Genomic DNA, 15038 nt, shown 5'->3' on the forward strand with positions numbered 1-15038 from the left:
GGCGACGACTGGATCATCAACGGCCAGAAGATATGGACCTCGGGCGCGCATTATTCCGACTACGGCATCCTGATCACCCGCACCGATCCCAACGTGCCCAAACACAAGGGCCTGACCATGTTCTGGATCGACATGAAGAGCCCGGGCGTGTCGGTCAAGCCGATCAAGCAGGCCAACGGCATGCAGGAATTCAATGAGGTGTTCTTCACCGATCTGCGCGTGCCGGATTCGCAGCGGCTGGGCGCGGTCGGCGACGGCTGGAACGTCTCGCTGACCACGCTGATGAACGAGCGGCTGACGATCGGTGCGCGGCTCGCGACCGGCTTCCCCGAACTGTTCGAGTTCTGCAGCAACCTGATGACCGAAGAAGGGCTCGCGATCGACGATCGCGCCACCCGCTCGAAACTCGCCAACTGGGCGGTGAAGAACTCCGGCCTGAAATACACCAGTTATCGTGCGGTCTCCGCACTCTCCAGGGGCGAACGCCCGGGACCGGAAAACTCCATCGGCAAGCTGGTCGCCGGCACCATGCTGCAGGACATCGCGATGTATGCGATGGATCTGCAGGGCGCGGCCGGCATGCTGAACGATCCCGAGACATCAGAGGCGGCCGGCCAGTTCCAGGCGATGATGATGTCGTCGCCGTCGACGCGTATCGCCGGCGGCACCGACGAGATCCTGCGCAACATCATCGCCGAACGCGTACTCGGGTTGCCCGGCGACATCCGCGTCGACAAGGACGTGCCGTTCAACAAGATTCCGACCAAGGGAAGATGATTTGATGGACCTCAAAACCGACACTGCGCCGATCGAGGTTCTGGAAGACCTGCTGGCGTCGCGATTTTCCTGCCGCGCCTTCAAACCCGATCCGGTGCCGCGCGCCAGCATCGAGCGGATCTTGACAGCGGCGCAGAAGACCGCCTCGTGGTGCAACAGCCAGCCGTGGCGGCTCGCGATCACCTCGGGTGCTGCGACGACGAAATTCCGCGATCTGATGTATGGGGTGGCTTCCAGCGGCAAACTGAACACCGGCGATTTTCCGTTTCCGCGCGAATATCGCGGCGTCTATCTGGAGCGCCGGCGCGAAAGCGGTTTCCAGCTCTACAATGCGCTCGGCATCGTCAGAGGCGACAAGATGGGTTACGCCAAGCAGGCGCTGGAGAATTTCAATTTCTTCGGCGCACCCCACGTCGCCATCGTTCACACCGACGAGGCGCTCGGCGTCTACGGCGCCATCGATTGCGGCGGCTATGTCACAAGCTTCATGCTGGCGGCGCAGGCGCTCGGCATCGCCACGATACCGCAGGCGGCGCTGGCGTTTCATTCCGAGGTGGTTCGCCAGCATTTCGGCCTCGGCGATGACCGCCGGGTGGTGTGCGGCATATCGTTCGGATATCCCGACCGCGAGCACAAGGCCAACAGCTACCGCACCACGCGGGCGAGTATCGCTGATACGGTCACCTTCGTCGACGAGTAGAGTTCGCAAGAGAAGGTCGTATTTCGAGGAGCGAAGCGACGAAGCAATCCAGACACCGCGTGACGCCTCATGGATTGCTTGCTGCGCTCGCAACGACGCCGACGATAAGGGAGCCACGCAACGTCGCTCATCAAAACTTCGGCGGCCGCTTTTCGGAAAACGCCTTGATGCCTTCCTTGATCTCGTCGCTACGCATGCTGTCGCGGTGGCGGCGGTCGGCGGCCTCTTCGTCGAGCTGGCCGCGGGCGAATTCATTGATGGCGCGCTTCATGCCGCGCATCGCGGCCGGGGCGTTGCCGGCGAGAACAGCCGCCAGGCGGTCGACCTCTTCGTCGAGCGCCTCCGGCGGCGCCATCGCGGTGAGATAGCCGATCCGCAGCATCTCCGCGGCGCCGATCTTCTCGGCGGTGAGGAACAACCGCTTGGCGTTGTCGACGCCGAGCCGCGTCACGTAGCGCCTGATGCCGCTCTTGTAATAATGCAGGCCCAGCCGCGCGGCCGGCATGAACATCTCGGCGGTGTCGACGCCGATGCGGAAATCGCAGGCCAGCGCCAGATCGGTGGAGCCGCCATAGACGCCGCCGTTTAGCCGGCAGATCGTCGGCACCGCGAGATCCTCGAGCCGGTTGACGACGACCTCGAAGGCGGATCCCGCGGTCTGCTCCTGCGCATTGGCGGCGCGTTCGGCGATCGAGCCGAGATCATAGCCGGCGGAGAAGGCGCGACCGGTGCCGGTCAGCACCAATACCCTGATCGACGCATCGGCCTCGATCCGGTCGAACAGTTTTAACAGCGCCTCGAGGTCGTCGGGCTGCAGCCGGTTCAAATGCTTCGGCCGGTTGAGACGGATGGTGGCGCGCGCGCCGCTGATATCGAGGAGGGGAGTGCTCGCCGGATCAGCGGCAACGGTGGAATGGTCCTGTATCATTTGTTCTCCAGCGCGCGCCGCCTGGCTTCGGCGTCGATGGTCTCGGCCAGATCGGGATGCCGCGCCATCAGCAGGCGGAAATCCACGAGGTCGAGCACCAGCAGCCGCGACACCCGCGTGGTGGTGATATTGGCGGAACGCAGATTATTGCCGAGCAGCGCCATCTCGCCGAAGAACGCACCTTCGCCGAGCCGCACCTTCTTGCCCGGCAAATCCACCTCGACCTCGCCGGAGGCGATGAAATACATGCAGTCGCCGGCCTGACCCTTGCGGATGATCATGGTGCGCGCCGGCAGGTCCATGGTACGCAGCATGTGCGTCACGTCGGCGATCGCCGCAGGTCCCAGCGCGGCGAAGAACGGGACCTTGCTCACCGATTCCCAGGTCTTCAGGAAATTGTCTCGGCGGGTCTCGGCGGCAAATCCGGTGGCGAGAATGCCGGTCCACAGCCCGAACACGCCGAGCCCGCAGATCATCACGAAGGCCGCGACCAGGCGGCCGAGCAGTGTGATCGGCACCACGTCGCCATACCCCACGGTAGTCAGGGTGACGACGGCCCACCACAACGCCGCGGGCACGCTGCCGAAGGTGGCCGCCTGGACGTCGTGCTCCAGGTAATATTCCGCCACCGAGGCAAGGGACAGTACCATCAGGAAGATCACCAGCACGCTCAGGAGCGGCCCGGATTCCAGCAGCAGCACCCGCCGCAATTGCCGCAGCCCGGGTACCCCGGGGACCACCTTGAGCACCCACAACGCGCCCAGCAGCCACGCCGATTTCGGCTCGGCGCCCACCAGTAGCGCGAGCGGTACGGCTATGGCCGCTACGGCGTCCACCAGTCCGCGCCCAGACAGCGCGTAAGCCCAACCGCGTTGCGACGTGAAGGCGTGGCGAAGCCGCACCATCCATTCGAACACGAAGAAGGCCAGACACGCCCACAGTGTCGCATCGACCCAATAGTGAGCTGCCTCATAGGCGGGGGCGACGGTCAGCATCAACATCATGACGAAGCCGATGGCGATCGCCACATAGGCCACCTTGGTCATGTTGCGGCCGGCGGTGGCGGCCGCAAATTGCGCCAGAGCGGGGAAGAAGAGCGGCTTGGACATCGGGCGGCGGCGGCCTGTTGCTGGAAGAAACCTTAACGGTCATGGCTTGCGCGGGGACCGGTCCCCAAAGTGCCCAAGCGGGAGGAGGTCGTCAACGAGATGCGGAAAACAGCGTTATCGCCCGCTGCCGGTTGTAAGCCGCGGTGCGGCCCGGCGGGCTCTCGAGAAAGCTGGGCGGACGGGGAATTTTTTGGCCGGGATTAGATATAATCCGCGACAAAACGCAGCTTTTTCGCCGTATATCAGAGGTTCTCGCGGGCACTATGATGCCGGGAGCGCACTGCAGCACGGCCCGCGAAACCATTCACTCTGGAAAGATGGTTGGCCCCCGATGGATACCTCACATCTCGCAGAACACGCCGGCACGGCCGGGCAACTGTTCGCGTCTGTCTTCGTCGTTGCGACGATCTCGATGCGGACGATGATCCCTTTGCGGGTTTTCGCCATTCTCACCAACATCGTCCTGATCTCGACGGCGATTCCGAGCCATAACTATCTGGTAATCCTGGTGCAGTCGGTGGTGCTGGTGCTCAATTCGTACCGGCTGCACCAGATGCTGCAACTGATCCGCGACGTGAAGAAATCCGTCAACAGCGACCTGTCGATGGAATGGCTGAAGCCGTTCATGACCGAACGCAAATGTACCGTCGGCGAAATGCTGTTCTACAAGGACGAGAAGGCCGAGGAGATGCTCTACATCGTCAGCGGCCGGTTCAGGCTGGTCGAATCCGGTATGGAACTGCCGGTCGGCGCCATCGTCGGCGAACTCGGCATGCTGTCGCCGTCGAACGTGCGGACGCAATCGCTGGAATGCATTGAGGCCGGTATGATCCTCAGCGTCAGCTATAGCAAGGTCGAGGAACTCTACGTGCAGAATCCCGCCTTCGGCTTCTACTTCCTGCGGCTGGCCAGCGCCCGGCTGTTCGAGAACATCGGAAAGCTCGAAGACCGGCTGGCGCAGCAGGCGGCGCCGGCCTCGGCCGCGCCGAAGCCCGCCTGACAGACTGGAAAAGCCCAAGATGGCAAGCGTCCTTTCCTCGCTCCGCTATCTGCTCGCCGATTTCATCGGCGACGACGACGCGCCGACGCCATTCTTGCCCGAAGGATTGCCCGACAGCGCGGTCGCCGTTGTCAGCGACGGCATTCATCGGTTGACCGACTATCAGGGCCCGAGCTATGCGCAGCTTTACGTGGACCGGGTGCGGCGCTTCGTCGGCAGAAATGGCGTTGACGAGACGATGCTCGGCGAAATTGCCCGGCTCATGGCGCTGCGCATGAGCTATGAAGATCCGATCCGGATCGCGCAGCTGAAACTCGCAGAGCTGGCAGCGGCTGGCGATCCGCGTCTTGCGCCGGAGGACATGATCGGGAAATTCCGGCTTGACGAGTTGATCGGCGCACTTCCCGCGGCGGTCGCCGAACCCGTGCTCGATACACTGGAATGGGTAGGCTGGAGCCACATGCCGGTCTCGATCCGCTTCAGCGCCAAAAGCCGCTGGGGCATTCGCCGGTTGAAGATCGAGGCGTCGTTGCGGCGATGGCGGCTGTTCTCGGTGCGCTACGTCAAGGAGCGCGCCTGGGTCGAACGCTGGCTGCACATGATCAGCCGCAGCCTCGACAAGCAGCCCAGCGCCGCCTCCGCCATAGTACAGACCGCGACCATGATCCAGGGTTATGGCGCACCCTATCGCCACGGCCTCGCCGACTGGCACGCGATCATCGATGGCCTCGCCAAGCCGACCTTCGATGGTGTGCTGCCCTTGACCGATCTCGCCGGCGCCGTGACCGAGGCGCGCGCCGCCGTTGTGCGCGATCCGCGACAGGTCGCGCTCAGGCGCACCATCGCGGAGATCCGGGCGCGGGCGCTAAGCGCTGGAACCAACGTCGCGGCGGAGTGAGAGCCTCACGCGCTCTGCGCTGTCTTGACCACCACGACATTGTCCTCGTGGCCCGCGTGCCGCTTCAGGTGATCGCGGCGCATGCCGATCTCGTCGCGCACGAATTCATAGCCGAGCTTGAAGGTTTCCAGCCCGTCGGTCGAGATGCTGCCGTCGCGCAAACCTATCACCGCGCCGCGAAGGATGGTTTCCAGTTCGTCTTGCAGCGCTTCCAGCGCATCCAGCGAATCGGCTTGTTCGATCCGTTCGCCGATGTCGAGGATGGCGGTCGCCAGTTCGCCGGCCTTCTCCGGCGCGACGCGGGTGATCTTGGTGTAGATCGCGGCGAAGATCGAGCCGATGATGCTGAGCGCGCCGGCGCCGAGATACATGGCGTCGCTGTAGCGGTCCATGAACGACTTGGTTTCGTCGTTGATGTATTCGGCGGCGCCCTGGTGGGCGATGATGAAGGCGTCCTTGTCGGTATCCGCCGGTTCGATTCGGGAGGCAAAACCGTCGTCCAGCGCCAGTTCGGCCTTGTTTTCGTAGATCGCGCGCGCGAGGTCTCCGGCGGTTGTCGTCGACATCCGCGATTGCGCGACCAGCAGCCATTGCAGTCCGATGGTATCGATATCGTCGTCGGGTATGGCGGGCGAGGAGGCCAGCATGCCCGTCGCCAGTGTTTCCTCGGATATTCCGGGATTGCGCCGCGCCAGCGCTTTGGCCTCATCGATCGCGTTGACGGTGAACCCGCCGCGCCTGGCGTACTGCGCATAGCGCTTGTCCTTCACCAGCGTCGAGGCGTGCGCGATGGCGATGACCGCGCCGTAACCGCCAGGCGCGAACAGTTTGTCGAGCGTCGAATTCGGCGGCGCCGTCTGGACTCGCGAGTTGGCGTCGGAGCCGTCGGGGATTTCCAGCGCACTGCGGACGAAGGCGGTGCTGCTGTCGCCGTCGGCCAGCACCGCGATCTTCCTTTTCCGGAGTTCGGCGAGCGACTTTATCTTTTTGCTGCCGGGGCTGATCAGCAGCACCAGATCGTGCTCCAGCACGGCAAGCGCCCGGGCGCGCGGCGGGACCTTGGCGTCGGTGCGCAGCACCGCGAGGTCCGCCTGCCTGCGATCGAACGCGGTGAGCGCCCTGGCGCTGTCACCGTTGGTCATGATCTTCAGCCGCAGCCGCGAGTTGCTGTTCTTGAGCACCGCGGCCAGCCTGGCTGCAAAACGGGCCTCCAGGCTGTTGCCGTCGCCGACGGAGAAGACCAGCGTTTCCGAATTCTTCAGCCAGATGCGGCCGCCCCATGCGACGACGGCTACCGTAAGAACCAACGTCAGAACGGCAAACAGCAGCACCTGCTGGCGGTTGGTTTTGACAACCTGTGAGCGTGGTTTTCCCGCATTCGGCGTTGGGACTTCAGCGCTCATGGCCTGTATCCGCGACCCGCAAGGGCGATTTCCCTGCCGCGCCGCCAAACCCCCGACGCGGTCGTAAATATCTAAAAAGGATCAATAATTTTCTATTTGGCGATGATATCCGCCCCGGGGCGGATTGCAAATCGGCCGCTCCGGTAACGTTACCCTTGGCGGGCACCGATTCGGCGGCCTATCGCCGGAAGGCCACACTTGGCGTTTTTCGAGTTCCCCAAGGTGCATTCCGGTCTGGGAGATGTCATAAAAGGCAAAATACCGGCCGAATTGTCCGGACTTAAGAAGAAGTTGCGCTGAGGCCGCCCGTTCTGTCCGTGCCTTTTTGAAGTCAGTCCAAGCGAGGGCGTCAGCTTTGTTGTTTCCCCCCATGTCGTCATCGGTCCCGGTAGGCGCGCTGATCGGATGGATGCTGCTGCTTACCGTCAAGCACGTCATCGCCGATTTCGTCCTGCAGACTTCCTGGATGGCGATCGGCAAGGACCAGAAGCACGGCTGGGCGCTGCCGCTGCTGGCCCATTGCCTCGTGCACCTTGCGGTTGCAATGGTGTTTATCCTGATCGTCGCGCCGCGGTTCTGGTTCGTCGCATTGATCGATTTCGCCATCCACATCACGGTCGACCGCGCCAAGGGATTTTGCGCCGCGAACTTCGGCGTGACCCAGGAGAACAAGCACCCGTGGTTCTGGACGCTGATCGGCGTCGACCAGGCGCTGCACCATCTCACCGGCTTTGGACTTTCGATCTTCATGGCAGCGAACGGCTGAGGCTGCCGGCTTGACGCGACGACGGGTGTCGTTGCGCACGCGCAGACTCCGCGTCGAAAGGCAGAGAGCACGAGCGCGGCCGCGCTGTCTGATTCGGCTGATCCCCTCAAGTACCCGCGGGGGAATACTGGGGGCTTTGGTTAACCTTTCATTAGAGAGTTGCACTGCATCCTAAGGGCTGGGGGATTATCCAGATGTTTTCCAGCCGTGACGCCTTCGAGAACGATTTTTGCCCGGTCCAGGACGAATTGCTTGGCGAAATGTACCGCGCCAGCGAACATGGCCTGCCGCGACTGGTGGAGAGCGTTTCCTCCGAGGTTCGGGCCATGCTGGCGCTGTTCTGCTATCGCAGAAACCATCTGCACTCGCTGGCGCTCTCGATCGCTGCAAGCTGCAGCGAACGTGACCTGATCCAGCTGGGCGGACGCGTCGGCTCGACGCTTTACGCGCTGTCGCGCGAACCTTCCGCGCGTCCCGCGCCGTCGGCCTACGGCAACCGCAAGCCGATCACGCTCTCGACCAAGCCGCTCAGCGCGTTCTCTCCGATCGAGGACGAGCTTGACGAGGACGAGTTCGCCGAAGCGGTGACGGCGTAAGTCCCATAGCCGTCGTCCCTGCGAACGGGCTAAGCCAGCACCGCTAGTCCGTGACGCCGCCGCGCCATGTCGCATTCGGCGTCGCCGGGCATGCAGGTCCGGCACACTTCGGGCCGCAGCGCGTAGATGGTGCACGCGGTCGCTATCCCGATCCGGCCTGACAGTGCCGAACAGCGGTCGCCGTCGCAGCGCATGCCCGACAGTCTTTCGTTGACGAATTTCTCCGGGATCAAATCGAGCGCGGTGTCGTCCTCGGTGGTGAAGCGCGGCCAGTTTGCCGAATAGGAACAACAGGCGCCGCAGGCCTGGCACGGGCTTTCGGCGACCGCGGCTGAATCCTTGTTGTCCATGGCGTCCGTTTAGCGCGGAATGAAGCGGACGGCCATCGGATATCCGCCGTCAGACATCCGCCGTCAAACATCCGCTCTCAGGCATCCGCTGTCAGATTTCCTTGGGCGCCTCCCAGACCAGGCTTCTGCGCCATCGCGCCCGCAGCAGGTCGCGCCGCTCCGGATATTTTTCGTCGTGATACACCGCGTCGACGACACGGTCGGTCCTGAAGCTGCGGAAATCCTTGCGCAGTTCGCACCACGCCGCCAGAATCCGCACCGCTTCGTGATAACCAACGGCGATCGGCCAGATGGTGCGTTCGCTGCCCCGGCCGTGTTCGTCGCGATAGTTCAGCGTGATCTTCTTGCCCTCGTGGATCTGCGCCCGCGTCCGCACCATGTCGATGCGGTCGGGTTCCCTGTTCCAGGCGCTTCGCGCCCGGCTCGCGGGTTCGAGCACGAACGGCCTCAATCGCTCGGGGACGGTGTCGGCGATCTTCGCCATCAGGTCCTGCGCGGCGCGCGCCAGCACTTCGTCGGCATGGCCGGCGACCCATTGCGCGCCGAGCACCGCCGCCTCGATCTCGTCAGGCGTGAGCATCAGGGGCGGCAGGTCAAATCCCTTCTCCAGGATATAGCCCATGCCGGCTTCGCCGCGAATCGGCACGCGCTGTTCGATCAGGGTCGCGATGTCGCGGTAGACCGTGCGCTTCGAGGTTTCCAGTTCGGCGGCGATCGCATCGGCCGTCAGCGGTTTGCCGGTGCGCCGGAGCACCTGGATGATCTGGAACAGCCGGTCGGCGCGTCTCATGGGATGTCTCGTTTCGTCTTTATCAGACTCTATTGGCGGGCCGCCGTCCGATGCTGACAGCATGTTGGCAGCAGGGGGTCAGTATAACCGGGACAACACTCCAAACATGAGGATTTTGTCCATGATGATTCTTTACGGCCTCGACCTCTGGACGACGATGTCGCCACTGCTGACACCACGGTGGCAGCAGGGGATGGCTAGCCTGAAGCGTATGCTTAGGAAATCGGGAGCGCTCAATTGATCATCCTTCATGGCTTCGGCCCAGGTTTCGGCTTGCCGGAAAAAAGCCCGTTTGTGACCAAGACCGAGGTCCAGCTGAAGATGGCCGGTCTCGCCTATCGCAAGGAAAAGGCGATGCCGCCCGCTTCGCCGAAGGGGCAATTGCCCTACATCGTCGACGACGCCGAGCGTGTCGCCGATTCCACCTTCATTCGTGCGCATATCGAGGGCAAATACGGCTTCGATTTGGACGCGCCGCTCAGCTTGCAGGCGCGGGCGCAGGCCTGGGCGTTCGAGCGGATGATCGAGCACCATATCTATTGGGCGCTGGTCGGCGCACGCTGGGTCGATCCCGAAAATTTTGCGAAGGGGCCTGCGCATTTCTTCGATGGGGCGCCCGAACACATGCGGGAAAAACTTCGCGAGGACGCCCAGCTCCGCGTGGCCGAGAACTACTTGCTGAGCGGTCTCGGTCGCCACGCCCCCGACGAGGACGTCGACCTCGCGGTCCGCTCGCTGTTTGCGCTGTCGGTCCAACTCGGCGACAAGCCCTACCTGATGGGGGATACGCCTTGCGGCACCGATGCCACCGCTTTCGGCGCGCTGGCCGGAATCCTGACGCCCTTCTTTACCTCGCCATTGCGCGAACGCACCGAGCAGTTTCCAAATCTCACCGACTATGTCGACCGGATGATGCTGCAATACTATCCGGATTTCGCGTGGATCCCGCTGCGACAGGCCGCCTGAATTCAGCCCGCGGCCGAGGCAAGCTCGCCCTTCAACGCCGCCAGCTCTGCCTCCAGTTCCGCGATCCGCGCGTCGCGCGCAGCCAGCGCCGCCGCTACGTCGGCGGCGTCGAATTTCTGCGGGATGTGCTGCGGGCAGTTGGTGTCCCAGGCGGATATCCTGAACAGGATCACCTGCTCCGGACGCGCCTTGTAGCCTTGCGGCATCAGCGATTGCAGCAGTGCCGGATCGTCGTCGACCACGCGCGCCTCGCCCCAGATCTTCACGCGGCGTCGATGCGCGTAGTCCATCAGGAAGAGTTGCGCCTTGTTGTTTTCGGACAGGTTGCCTTGGGTGATGTATTGCCGGTTGCCGCTGTAATCGGCGAACGCCAGCGTGTTTTTGTCCAAAACCCTGATGAACCCCTTGGGCCCCCCGCGATGCTGGATGTAGGGCTGACCGTCCGCCGAGGCGGTCGCGAGATACATGCTGTTGGCGTCAGCCACGAACGCCGCGAGGTTGTCGTCGATCTCGGTTCGCCAGCCGCCGCGCTCCTCGACATGGGCGTAGGCGGCGCGCGATCCCTTGGCTGTCTGGATCGCTTTCACCGCCGGGGTAAATGCGACATCGCTGGAAAAAATGTGAATGCCTGACATCGGGGAATCTCCTGAAGTCAAATTTACTGAAGTCTCGGCGGCGACGAGCCGTCTCTCCGTCCCCTCCAAAATGGCCCTTTTCGATATTTAAACAATCTGGCGGATTGACACTTCATAATTGCAATATATGAAACAATCCCATGGATCGCCTCGACGCCATGCAGGCCTTCGTCGCGGTGGCCGACCTCCAGGGGTTTGCGCCGGCGGCGCGCAAGCTCGGGCTGTCGCCATCCGCGGTGACGCGGCTGATCGCGGCGCTGGAGGAGCGCCTTGGCGCGCGGCTGTTGCAGCGGACCACGCGGCAGGTCGCGCTGACCGACGTCGGCACGCGCTATCTGCAGCGGGTGCGGCGCATTCTCGGCGATGTCGAGGAAGCCGAAGGCGCGGCGGAGGGCGAGCGCACCCGGCCGCGCGGCCGGCTGGTGATCTCCGCGCCGGTCGGCTTCGGGCGCCTCCATGTCAGCCCGGTGATGTCGGCTTATCTGAAGCGCTATCCCGAGGTCTCCGCCGAATTGCTGCTATCGGATCAACTCATCAACCTGGTGGAAGACGGCGTCGATCTCGCGGTGCGGATCGGCCACCTCGCCGATTCTACCCTCGTCGCGCGGCACGTTGGCGAGATGCGGCGGATCGTGGTTGCCTCTCGGGCCTATCTCAAGGCACGCGGCGAGCCGAAGACGCCCGCTTCCATCGCCGCGCATGACACCATCCAGTTCGGCGCCATGACCGCCTCGCCGGACTGGCGCTTTGTCGAGGACGGACGCGAGGTCCGCGTCGCCCACGCGCCGCGCTTTGCCACCAACAGCGCCGACGCCGCGATCCAGTATGCGGAAGCGGACGGCGGCCTGACGCGCGTGATGTTCTACCAGGCCGCCGACGCGCTCCGGGCCGGCCGGCTCAAAATCGTGCTGGCGAAATTCGAGCAGAAGCCGCTGCCGATCCATCTGGTCTATCCGACCTCGCGGCTGCTGTCGGCCAAGGTGCGGGCGTTCATCGATCTCGTCGCCGAGACAGCCGACTGGCATTTTGGCGACTGAGGCTCGGACTGGAAAACCAAATACTCGTCATGGCCGGGTTGTCCCGGCCATCCGCGTCTTTTTCGAGCCAGCCTAAAGACGTGGATGCCTGGCACAAAGACGAAGCTTCACCAGTGCGACCCATTCCATTGACCGCATTCTGAGTCATACTCTCGGGAGCTTTCTATTCCTCGTGTTGAGGAGCGCGGCAACGCTGCGCGTCCCGAACCATGAGCCCGTTGAAGGGGGATCATCACCATGGCCAGCCGGCGCGAAACCGAGAGCTTCGAGGCGGAGGTCGGGCGCGCCTTCGAGCAGATGATCCCGTTCAATCGCGTGCTCGGCCTCAAGATCGATTCGCTCGATCCCAAAGCGCCGCGGCTGCGGTTCGACATGCGGCCCGAACTGGTCGGCAATCCGGTCCGCCAGATCCTGCATGGCGGGGTGATCTCGGCGACGCTGGACGTGGTCGGCGGCCTCGCCATCGCGCTGGCTTCGCTCGCCAAGAATGCCGAGGAGAATACCGAAGAGGCGCCGTCGCGGCATTTCCCCGACATCGGCACCATCGACCTGCGTATCGACTATCTGCGGCCGGGACGCGGAAAATATTTCATCGCGACGGGGCGCGTCGTGCGGCTCGGGGGCCGCGTCGCGGTGGTCCATATGGAACTCGTCAATGATACCGACGAGCAGATCGCCACGGGTTCGGCGGCCTACATCGTCGGCTGACGGCAGCGCCTGCGGCTAACGCCCGGTCATTTCGGCGCGCGGAAATCGATCGCGCGCAGGATCACGCCGGGAGGATTACCCTCCAGTTCGACGTCGCTGAATTTCCGCGCCGCGCGTGCCTCGATCCGGTCGCGCAGGCGCAGGAACTGCTCCTCGCGCTGCGCTGGCGGCGTCCGCGAGGTGCCTTCAAGCTGGTCCATCGCGTCGGTGGAGATGGCGCAGGCCACATTGGCCTGGTCATTCTTCATCGTGAACACCACAACCATGCGGTTGAAGTCGTATTCCTGAAAACGGCTTTCGGTGAGCGCCATGTCGGAGCCTCCTCGCTTGAACGGACGGTCTGGCGGCGCGTACTCCGCTGAAGAATACGCGCCAGTGATGAACTAGCCCGCCACGAATTTCTTCTTGGCCGGCGGCGGATTGAGTTCGGCGATTTTCGAAAGGCAGTCTTCCTGCGTGATGTGAGGGCCGGTGACGAAGGTGCCGCTCACCTTGGTGGAGTACCAGCCCGACTCGACGCCGAGACGCAGCGACTCTTCGGATTTGACGTGACGCGCGGAAAGAATCTGCATGGAATTTCCTTGGATGTGAGGAGTGGGAATCGGTGCTGAACGGAAGGGAGCAATTTCGATTGTGGTCCAATGCGGGGTCAATGCGATGCGACCGCATCGGCCTGCTGCGCATCGGCGAGATCGACTGAGCTGATGGAAAGCATCTCGGTGGAATGATGGTGCGGCGGCGCGCCGGGAACCATGATCATGGTGGCGACGCGGCGGAAGCACGGAAACGACAGGCCTTCGATCATCTCCTCGTCGGTTACGACCTCGTAGGCTCCAGCCGGCAACTGGCGCTCGATACCCTTGATCCGAAACGGATGATTGAATGTCACCGTTTCGCGTCGCGACCTCGTCAAGATGATCTTTCTGCGTTGGCGCGGGCGGCGGCCGATTCAATGAAAATTGAACCGCTTTCGCGCATCTTCGCCCGCTTTTGATGTAAATCGTTTGTTCGGACTCGAAACACAGCCCTGCATACGGCTCGAACGACCGTCACCATGCGCCTTTCAAGCCCAAATAGCCATTATTTTCTTTTCAGGCGGAGGTCCGCGCCCGTCGGCCCTCGATCGGATACGCCGGATCGTTGTAGCCCGGCGTCGACGGATGGCCTGACGCGACGAGGCGGTCGATCAGCGCTTCGTCCTCGGCGGTGAAGCGATAGTCGAGCGCGCGCAAATAATCGTCCCATTGCTCCTCGGTGCGGGGACCCGCGATGACCGCGCTGACGAACGCGGAGTTCAGCACCCAGGATACCGCGAACTGCCCGGCGGTGATGCCTCTTGCTTCCGCATGGTGCTTGATCTCCTGCGCCAGCTTGAGCGATTCCGGCCGCCACTCCGTCTGCATCATGCGGGTGTCTTTACGGCCCGCGCGCGTCCCCTTTTCGGGCTCGGCGCCGGGTGCGTATTTGCCGGTGAGCACGCCGCGCGCTAGCGGGCTATAGGGCACGATGCCGAGGCCATAGAAGTTGCAGGCCGGGAAATGCTCGACCTCGGGCATGCGGTTCATCGCATTGTAATAAGGCTGGCTGACCACCGGGCGGTCGATGCCAAGTCGGTCGCAGATGTTGCAGATTTCGGCGACCCGCCAGGCGCGATAGTTCGAGACGCCGAAATAGCGCACCTTGCCCTGCCGGACCAGTTCACCCATCGCGCGCACGGTTTCCTCCAGCGGCGTCGAATGGTCTTCCTTATGCAGATAGTAGATATCGATATGGTCGGTGCCGAGCCGCTTCAGGCTTTCTTCCGCCGCCTGCAGCACCCAGCGCCGCGACAGCCCGCTGCGGTTGGGATCGTCGCCCATGGGATTGGCGAGTTTGGTCGCGACGACCCAATTGTTCCGGCTGTTGGAAATAGCGCGGCCGACCACCTGCTCGGAATTGCCGCCATTATAGGCGTCCGCGGTATCGACGAAATTGATGCCGGCCTCGCGCGCCTTCGCGACGATCCGCGTCGAGGTCGCTTCGTCGGTCGGGCCGCCGAACATCATGGTGCCCAGACAGATCGGCGAAATCTTCAGGCCGCTGCGGCCGAGTGGGCGGTATTGCATCGGTATTCCTTTCAGTCGATCGTCATTCCGGGGCGATGCGAAGCATCGAACTACGATGTGCAATTGCACATCGGAGAATCTCGAGATTCCGGGTCTGGTGCTGGCGCACCATCCCGGAATGACGGAGCCTGCTTCGTCGCTTCGCTCCTCGCTATGACGAGGTAAGGCAACGCCCCCTCACTCGTTCTTCAATATCTTAAACACGCCGCTGGCCATGGCGATACAGCGTTTGTCGACGGTGATTTCCGTGGTGATGAAGATCAGGCTGCG

Annotated in this window: 19 protein-coding genes and 1 pseudogene; 9 read left to right on the forward strand and 11 right to left on the reverse strand. The window is 63.2% G+C overall.

Annotated features, from left to right (window positions below; all coding sequences use genetic code 11):
* A partial coding sequence (locus tag QZ213_RS12715; protein WP_291686423.1) for an acyl-CoA dehydrogenase family protein occupies positions 1-777 on the forward strand: 777 nt, incomplete at its 5' end.
* Between the two features lie 4 nt (positions 778-781).
* On the forward strand, positions 782-1477 hold the full coding sequence (locus QZ213_RS12720; RefSeq protein WP_291686424.1) for a nitroreductase: 696 nt from the start codon (positions 782-784) through the stop codon (positions 1475-1477).
* 130 nt (positions 1478-1607) lie between these two features.
* Here the strand turns inward: QZ213_RS12720 and QZ213_RS12725 are convergent, their stop codons facing one another.
* Both QZ213_RS12725 and QZ213_RS12730 read right to left on the reverse strand, forming a co-directional pair.
* A complete protein-coding gene (locus QZ213_RS12725; RefSeq protein ID WP_291686425.1) occupies positions 1608-2405 on the reverse strand; it encodes an enoyl-CoA hydratase/isomerase family protein in 798 nt (265 codons plus the stop codon).
* Positions 2402-3514 (reverse strand): cyclic nucleotide-gated ion channel, encoded by a 1113-nt coding sequence (locus QZ213_RS12730; RefSeq protein ID WP_291686426.1) that lies wholly within the window; start codon positions 3512-3514, stop codon positions 2402-2404. Before QZ213_RS12730 ends, QZ213_RS12725 begins: the two co-directional genes overlap by 4 nt.
* Positions 3515-3845: 331 nt before the next feature.
* Here QZ213_RS12730 and QZ213_RS12735 point away from each other — a divergent pair, with 331 nt between their 5' ends.
* Together QZ213_RS12735 and QZ213_RS12740 are read left to right on the forward strand one after the other, a co-directional pair.
* The gene (locus tag QZ213_RS12735; protein WP_291686427.1) at positions 3846-4514 is read left to right on the forward strand and encodes a cyclic nucleotide-binding domain-containing protein; all 669 of its coding nucleotides are present in this window, start codon (positions 3846-3848) and stop codon (positions 4512-4514) included.
* A 19-nt stretch (positions 4515-4533) separates the two neighbouring features.
* On the forward strand, positions 4534-5412 hold the full coding sequence (locus QZ213_RS12740) for a DUF6537 domain-containing protein (protein WP_291686428.1): 879 nt from the start codon (positions 4534-4536) through the stop codon (positions 5410-5412).
* A gap of 5 nt (positions 5413-5417) precedes the next feature.
* Here the strand turns inward: QZ213_RS12740 and QZ213_RS12745 are convergent, their stop codons facing one another.
* Positions 5418-6815, reverse strand: coding sequence for a TAXI family TRAP transporter solute-binding subunit (locus QZ213_RS12745; protein ID WP_291686429.1), 1398 nt, complete (start codon positions 6813-6815; stop codon positions 5418-5420).
* Positions 6816-7224: 409 nt separating this feature from the next.
* On the opposite strand from QZ213_RS12745, the gene QZ213_RS12750 reads away from it, so the two are divergent.
* Positions 7225-7581 (forward strand): DUF3307 domain-containing protein, encoded by a 357-nt coding sequence (locus tag QZ213_RS12750; protein ID WP_291686440.1) that lies wholly within the window; start codon positions 7225-7227, stop codon positions 7579-7581.
* A 194-nt stretch (positions 7582-7775) separates the two neighbouring features.
* On the forward strand, positions 7776-8177 hold the full coding sequence (locus tag QZ213_RS12755) for a hypothetical protein (protein ID WP_291686430.1): 402 nt from the start codon (positions 7776-7778) through the stop codon (positions 8175-8177).
* A gap of 29 nt (positions 8178-8206) precedes the next feature.
* Here QZ213_RS12755 and QZ213_RS12760 read toward each other — a convergent pair whose 3' ends face one another.
* Together QZ213_RS12760 and QZ213_RS12765 are read right to left on the reverse strand one after the other, a co-directional pair.
* Positions 8207-8527 carry a YkgJ family cysteine cluster protein gene (locus tag QZ213_RS12760; RefSeq protein ID WP_291686431.1) on the reverse strand — a complete coding sequence of 107 codons (321 nt, stop codon included), beginning with the start codon at positions 8525-8527 and terminating at the stop codon, positions 8207-8209.
* Positions 8528-8618: 91 nt separating this feature from the next.
* A complete protein-coding gene (locus QZ213_RS12765) occupies positions 8619-9317 on the reverse strand; it encodes a YafY family protein (RefSeq protein WP_291686432.1) in 699 nt (232 codons plus the stop codon).
* Positions 9318-9554: 237 nt separating this feature from the next.
* On the opposite strand from QZ213_RS12765, the gene QZ213_RS12770 reads away from it, so the two are divergent.
* A complete protein-coding gene (locus QZ213_RS12770) occupies positions 9555-10283 on the forward strand; it encodes a glutathione S-transferase family protein (RefSeq protein WP_291686433.1) in 729 nt (242 codons plus the stop codon).
* A gap of 2 nt (positions 10284-10285) precedes the next feature.
* On the opposite strand, the gene QZ213_RS12775 is transcribed toward QZ213_RS12770, so the two are convergent.
* On the reverse strand, positions 10286-10918 hold the full coding sequence (locus QZ213_RS12775) for a pyridoxamine 5'-phosphate oxidase family protein (protein WP_291686434.1): 633 nt from the start codon (positions 10916-10918) through the stop codon (positions 10286-10288).
* Between the two features lie 140 nt (positions 10919-11058).
* Here QZ213_RS12775 and QZ213_RS12780 point away from each other — a divergent pair, with 140 nt between their 5' ends.
* Positions 11059-11955: a LysR family transcriptional regulator gene (locus QZ213_RS12780; protein WP_291686435.1), complete on the forward strand. Its 897-nt coding sequence runs from the start codon at positions 11059-11061 to the stop codon at positions 11953-11955.
* Positions 11956-12192: 237 nt separating this feature from the next.
* Positions 12193-12663: a thioesterase family protein gene (locus tag QZ213_RS12785; protein ID WP_291686436.1), complete on the forward strand. Its 471-nt coding sequence runs from the start codon at positions 12193-12195 to the stop codon at positions 12661-12663.
* 26 nt (positions 12664-12689) lie between these two features.
* On the opposite strand, the gene QZ213_RS12790 is transcribed toward QZ213_RS12785, so the two are convergent.
* The 5 genes and pseudogenes from QZ213_RS12790 to QZ213_RS12810 form a co-directional block, all read right to left on the reverse strand.
* Positions 12690-12974 (reverse strand): DUF1488 family protein, encoded by a 285-nt coding sequence (locus QZ213_RS12790; RefSeq protein ID WP_291686437.1) that lies wholly within the window; start codon positions 12972-12974, stop codon positions 12690-12692.
* 72 nt (positions 12975-13046) lie between these two features.
* On the reverse strand, positions 13047-13235 hold the full coding sequence (locus QZ213_RS12795) for a hypothetical protein (protein ID WP_291686438.1): 189 nt from the start codon (positions 13233-13235) through the stop codon (positions 13047-13049).
* A gap of 77 nt (positions 13236-13312) precedes the next feature.
* Entirely contained in the window at positions 13313-13579 is a 267-nt protein-coding gene (locus QZ213_RS12800; protein WP_291686441.1) for a hypothetical protein, read from the reverse strand.
* 175 nt (positions 13580-13754) lie between these two features.
* Positions 13755-14768 carry an aldo/keto reductase gene (locus tag QZ213_RS12805; RefSeq protein WP_291686439.1) on the reverse strand — a complete coding sequence of 338 codons (1014 nt, stop codon included), beginning with the start codon at positions 14766-14768 and terminating at the stop codon, positions 13755-13757.
* 177 nt (positions 14769-14945) lie between these two features.
* Positions 14946-15038: pseudogene (locus QZ213_RS12810) on the reverse strand (PaaI family thioesterase); the annotation flags it as partial.

It is taken from the genome of Bradyrhizobium sp. (assembly GCF_017881085.1).
GTDB lineage: Bacteria > Pseudomonadota > Alphaproteobacteria > Rhizobiales > Xanthobacteraceae > Bradyrhizobium.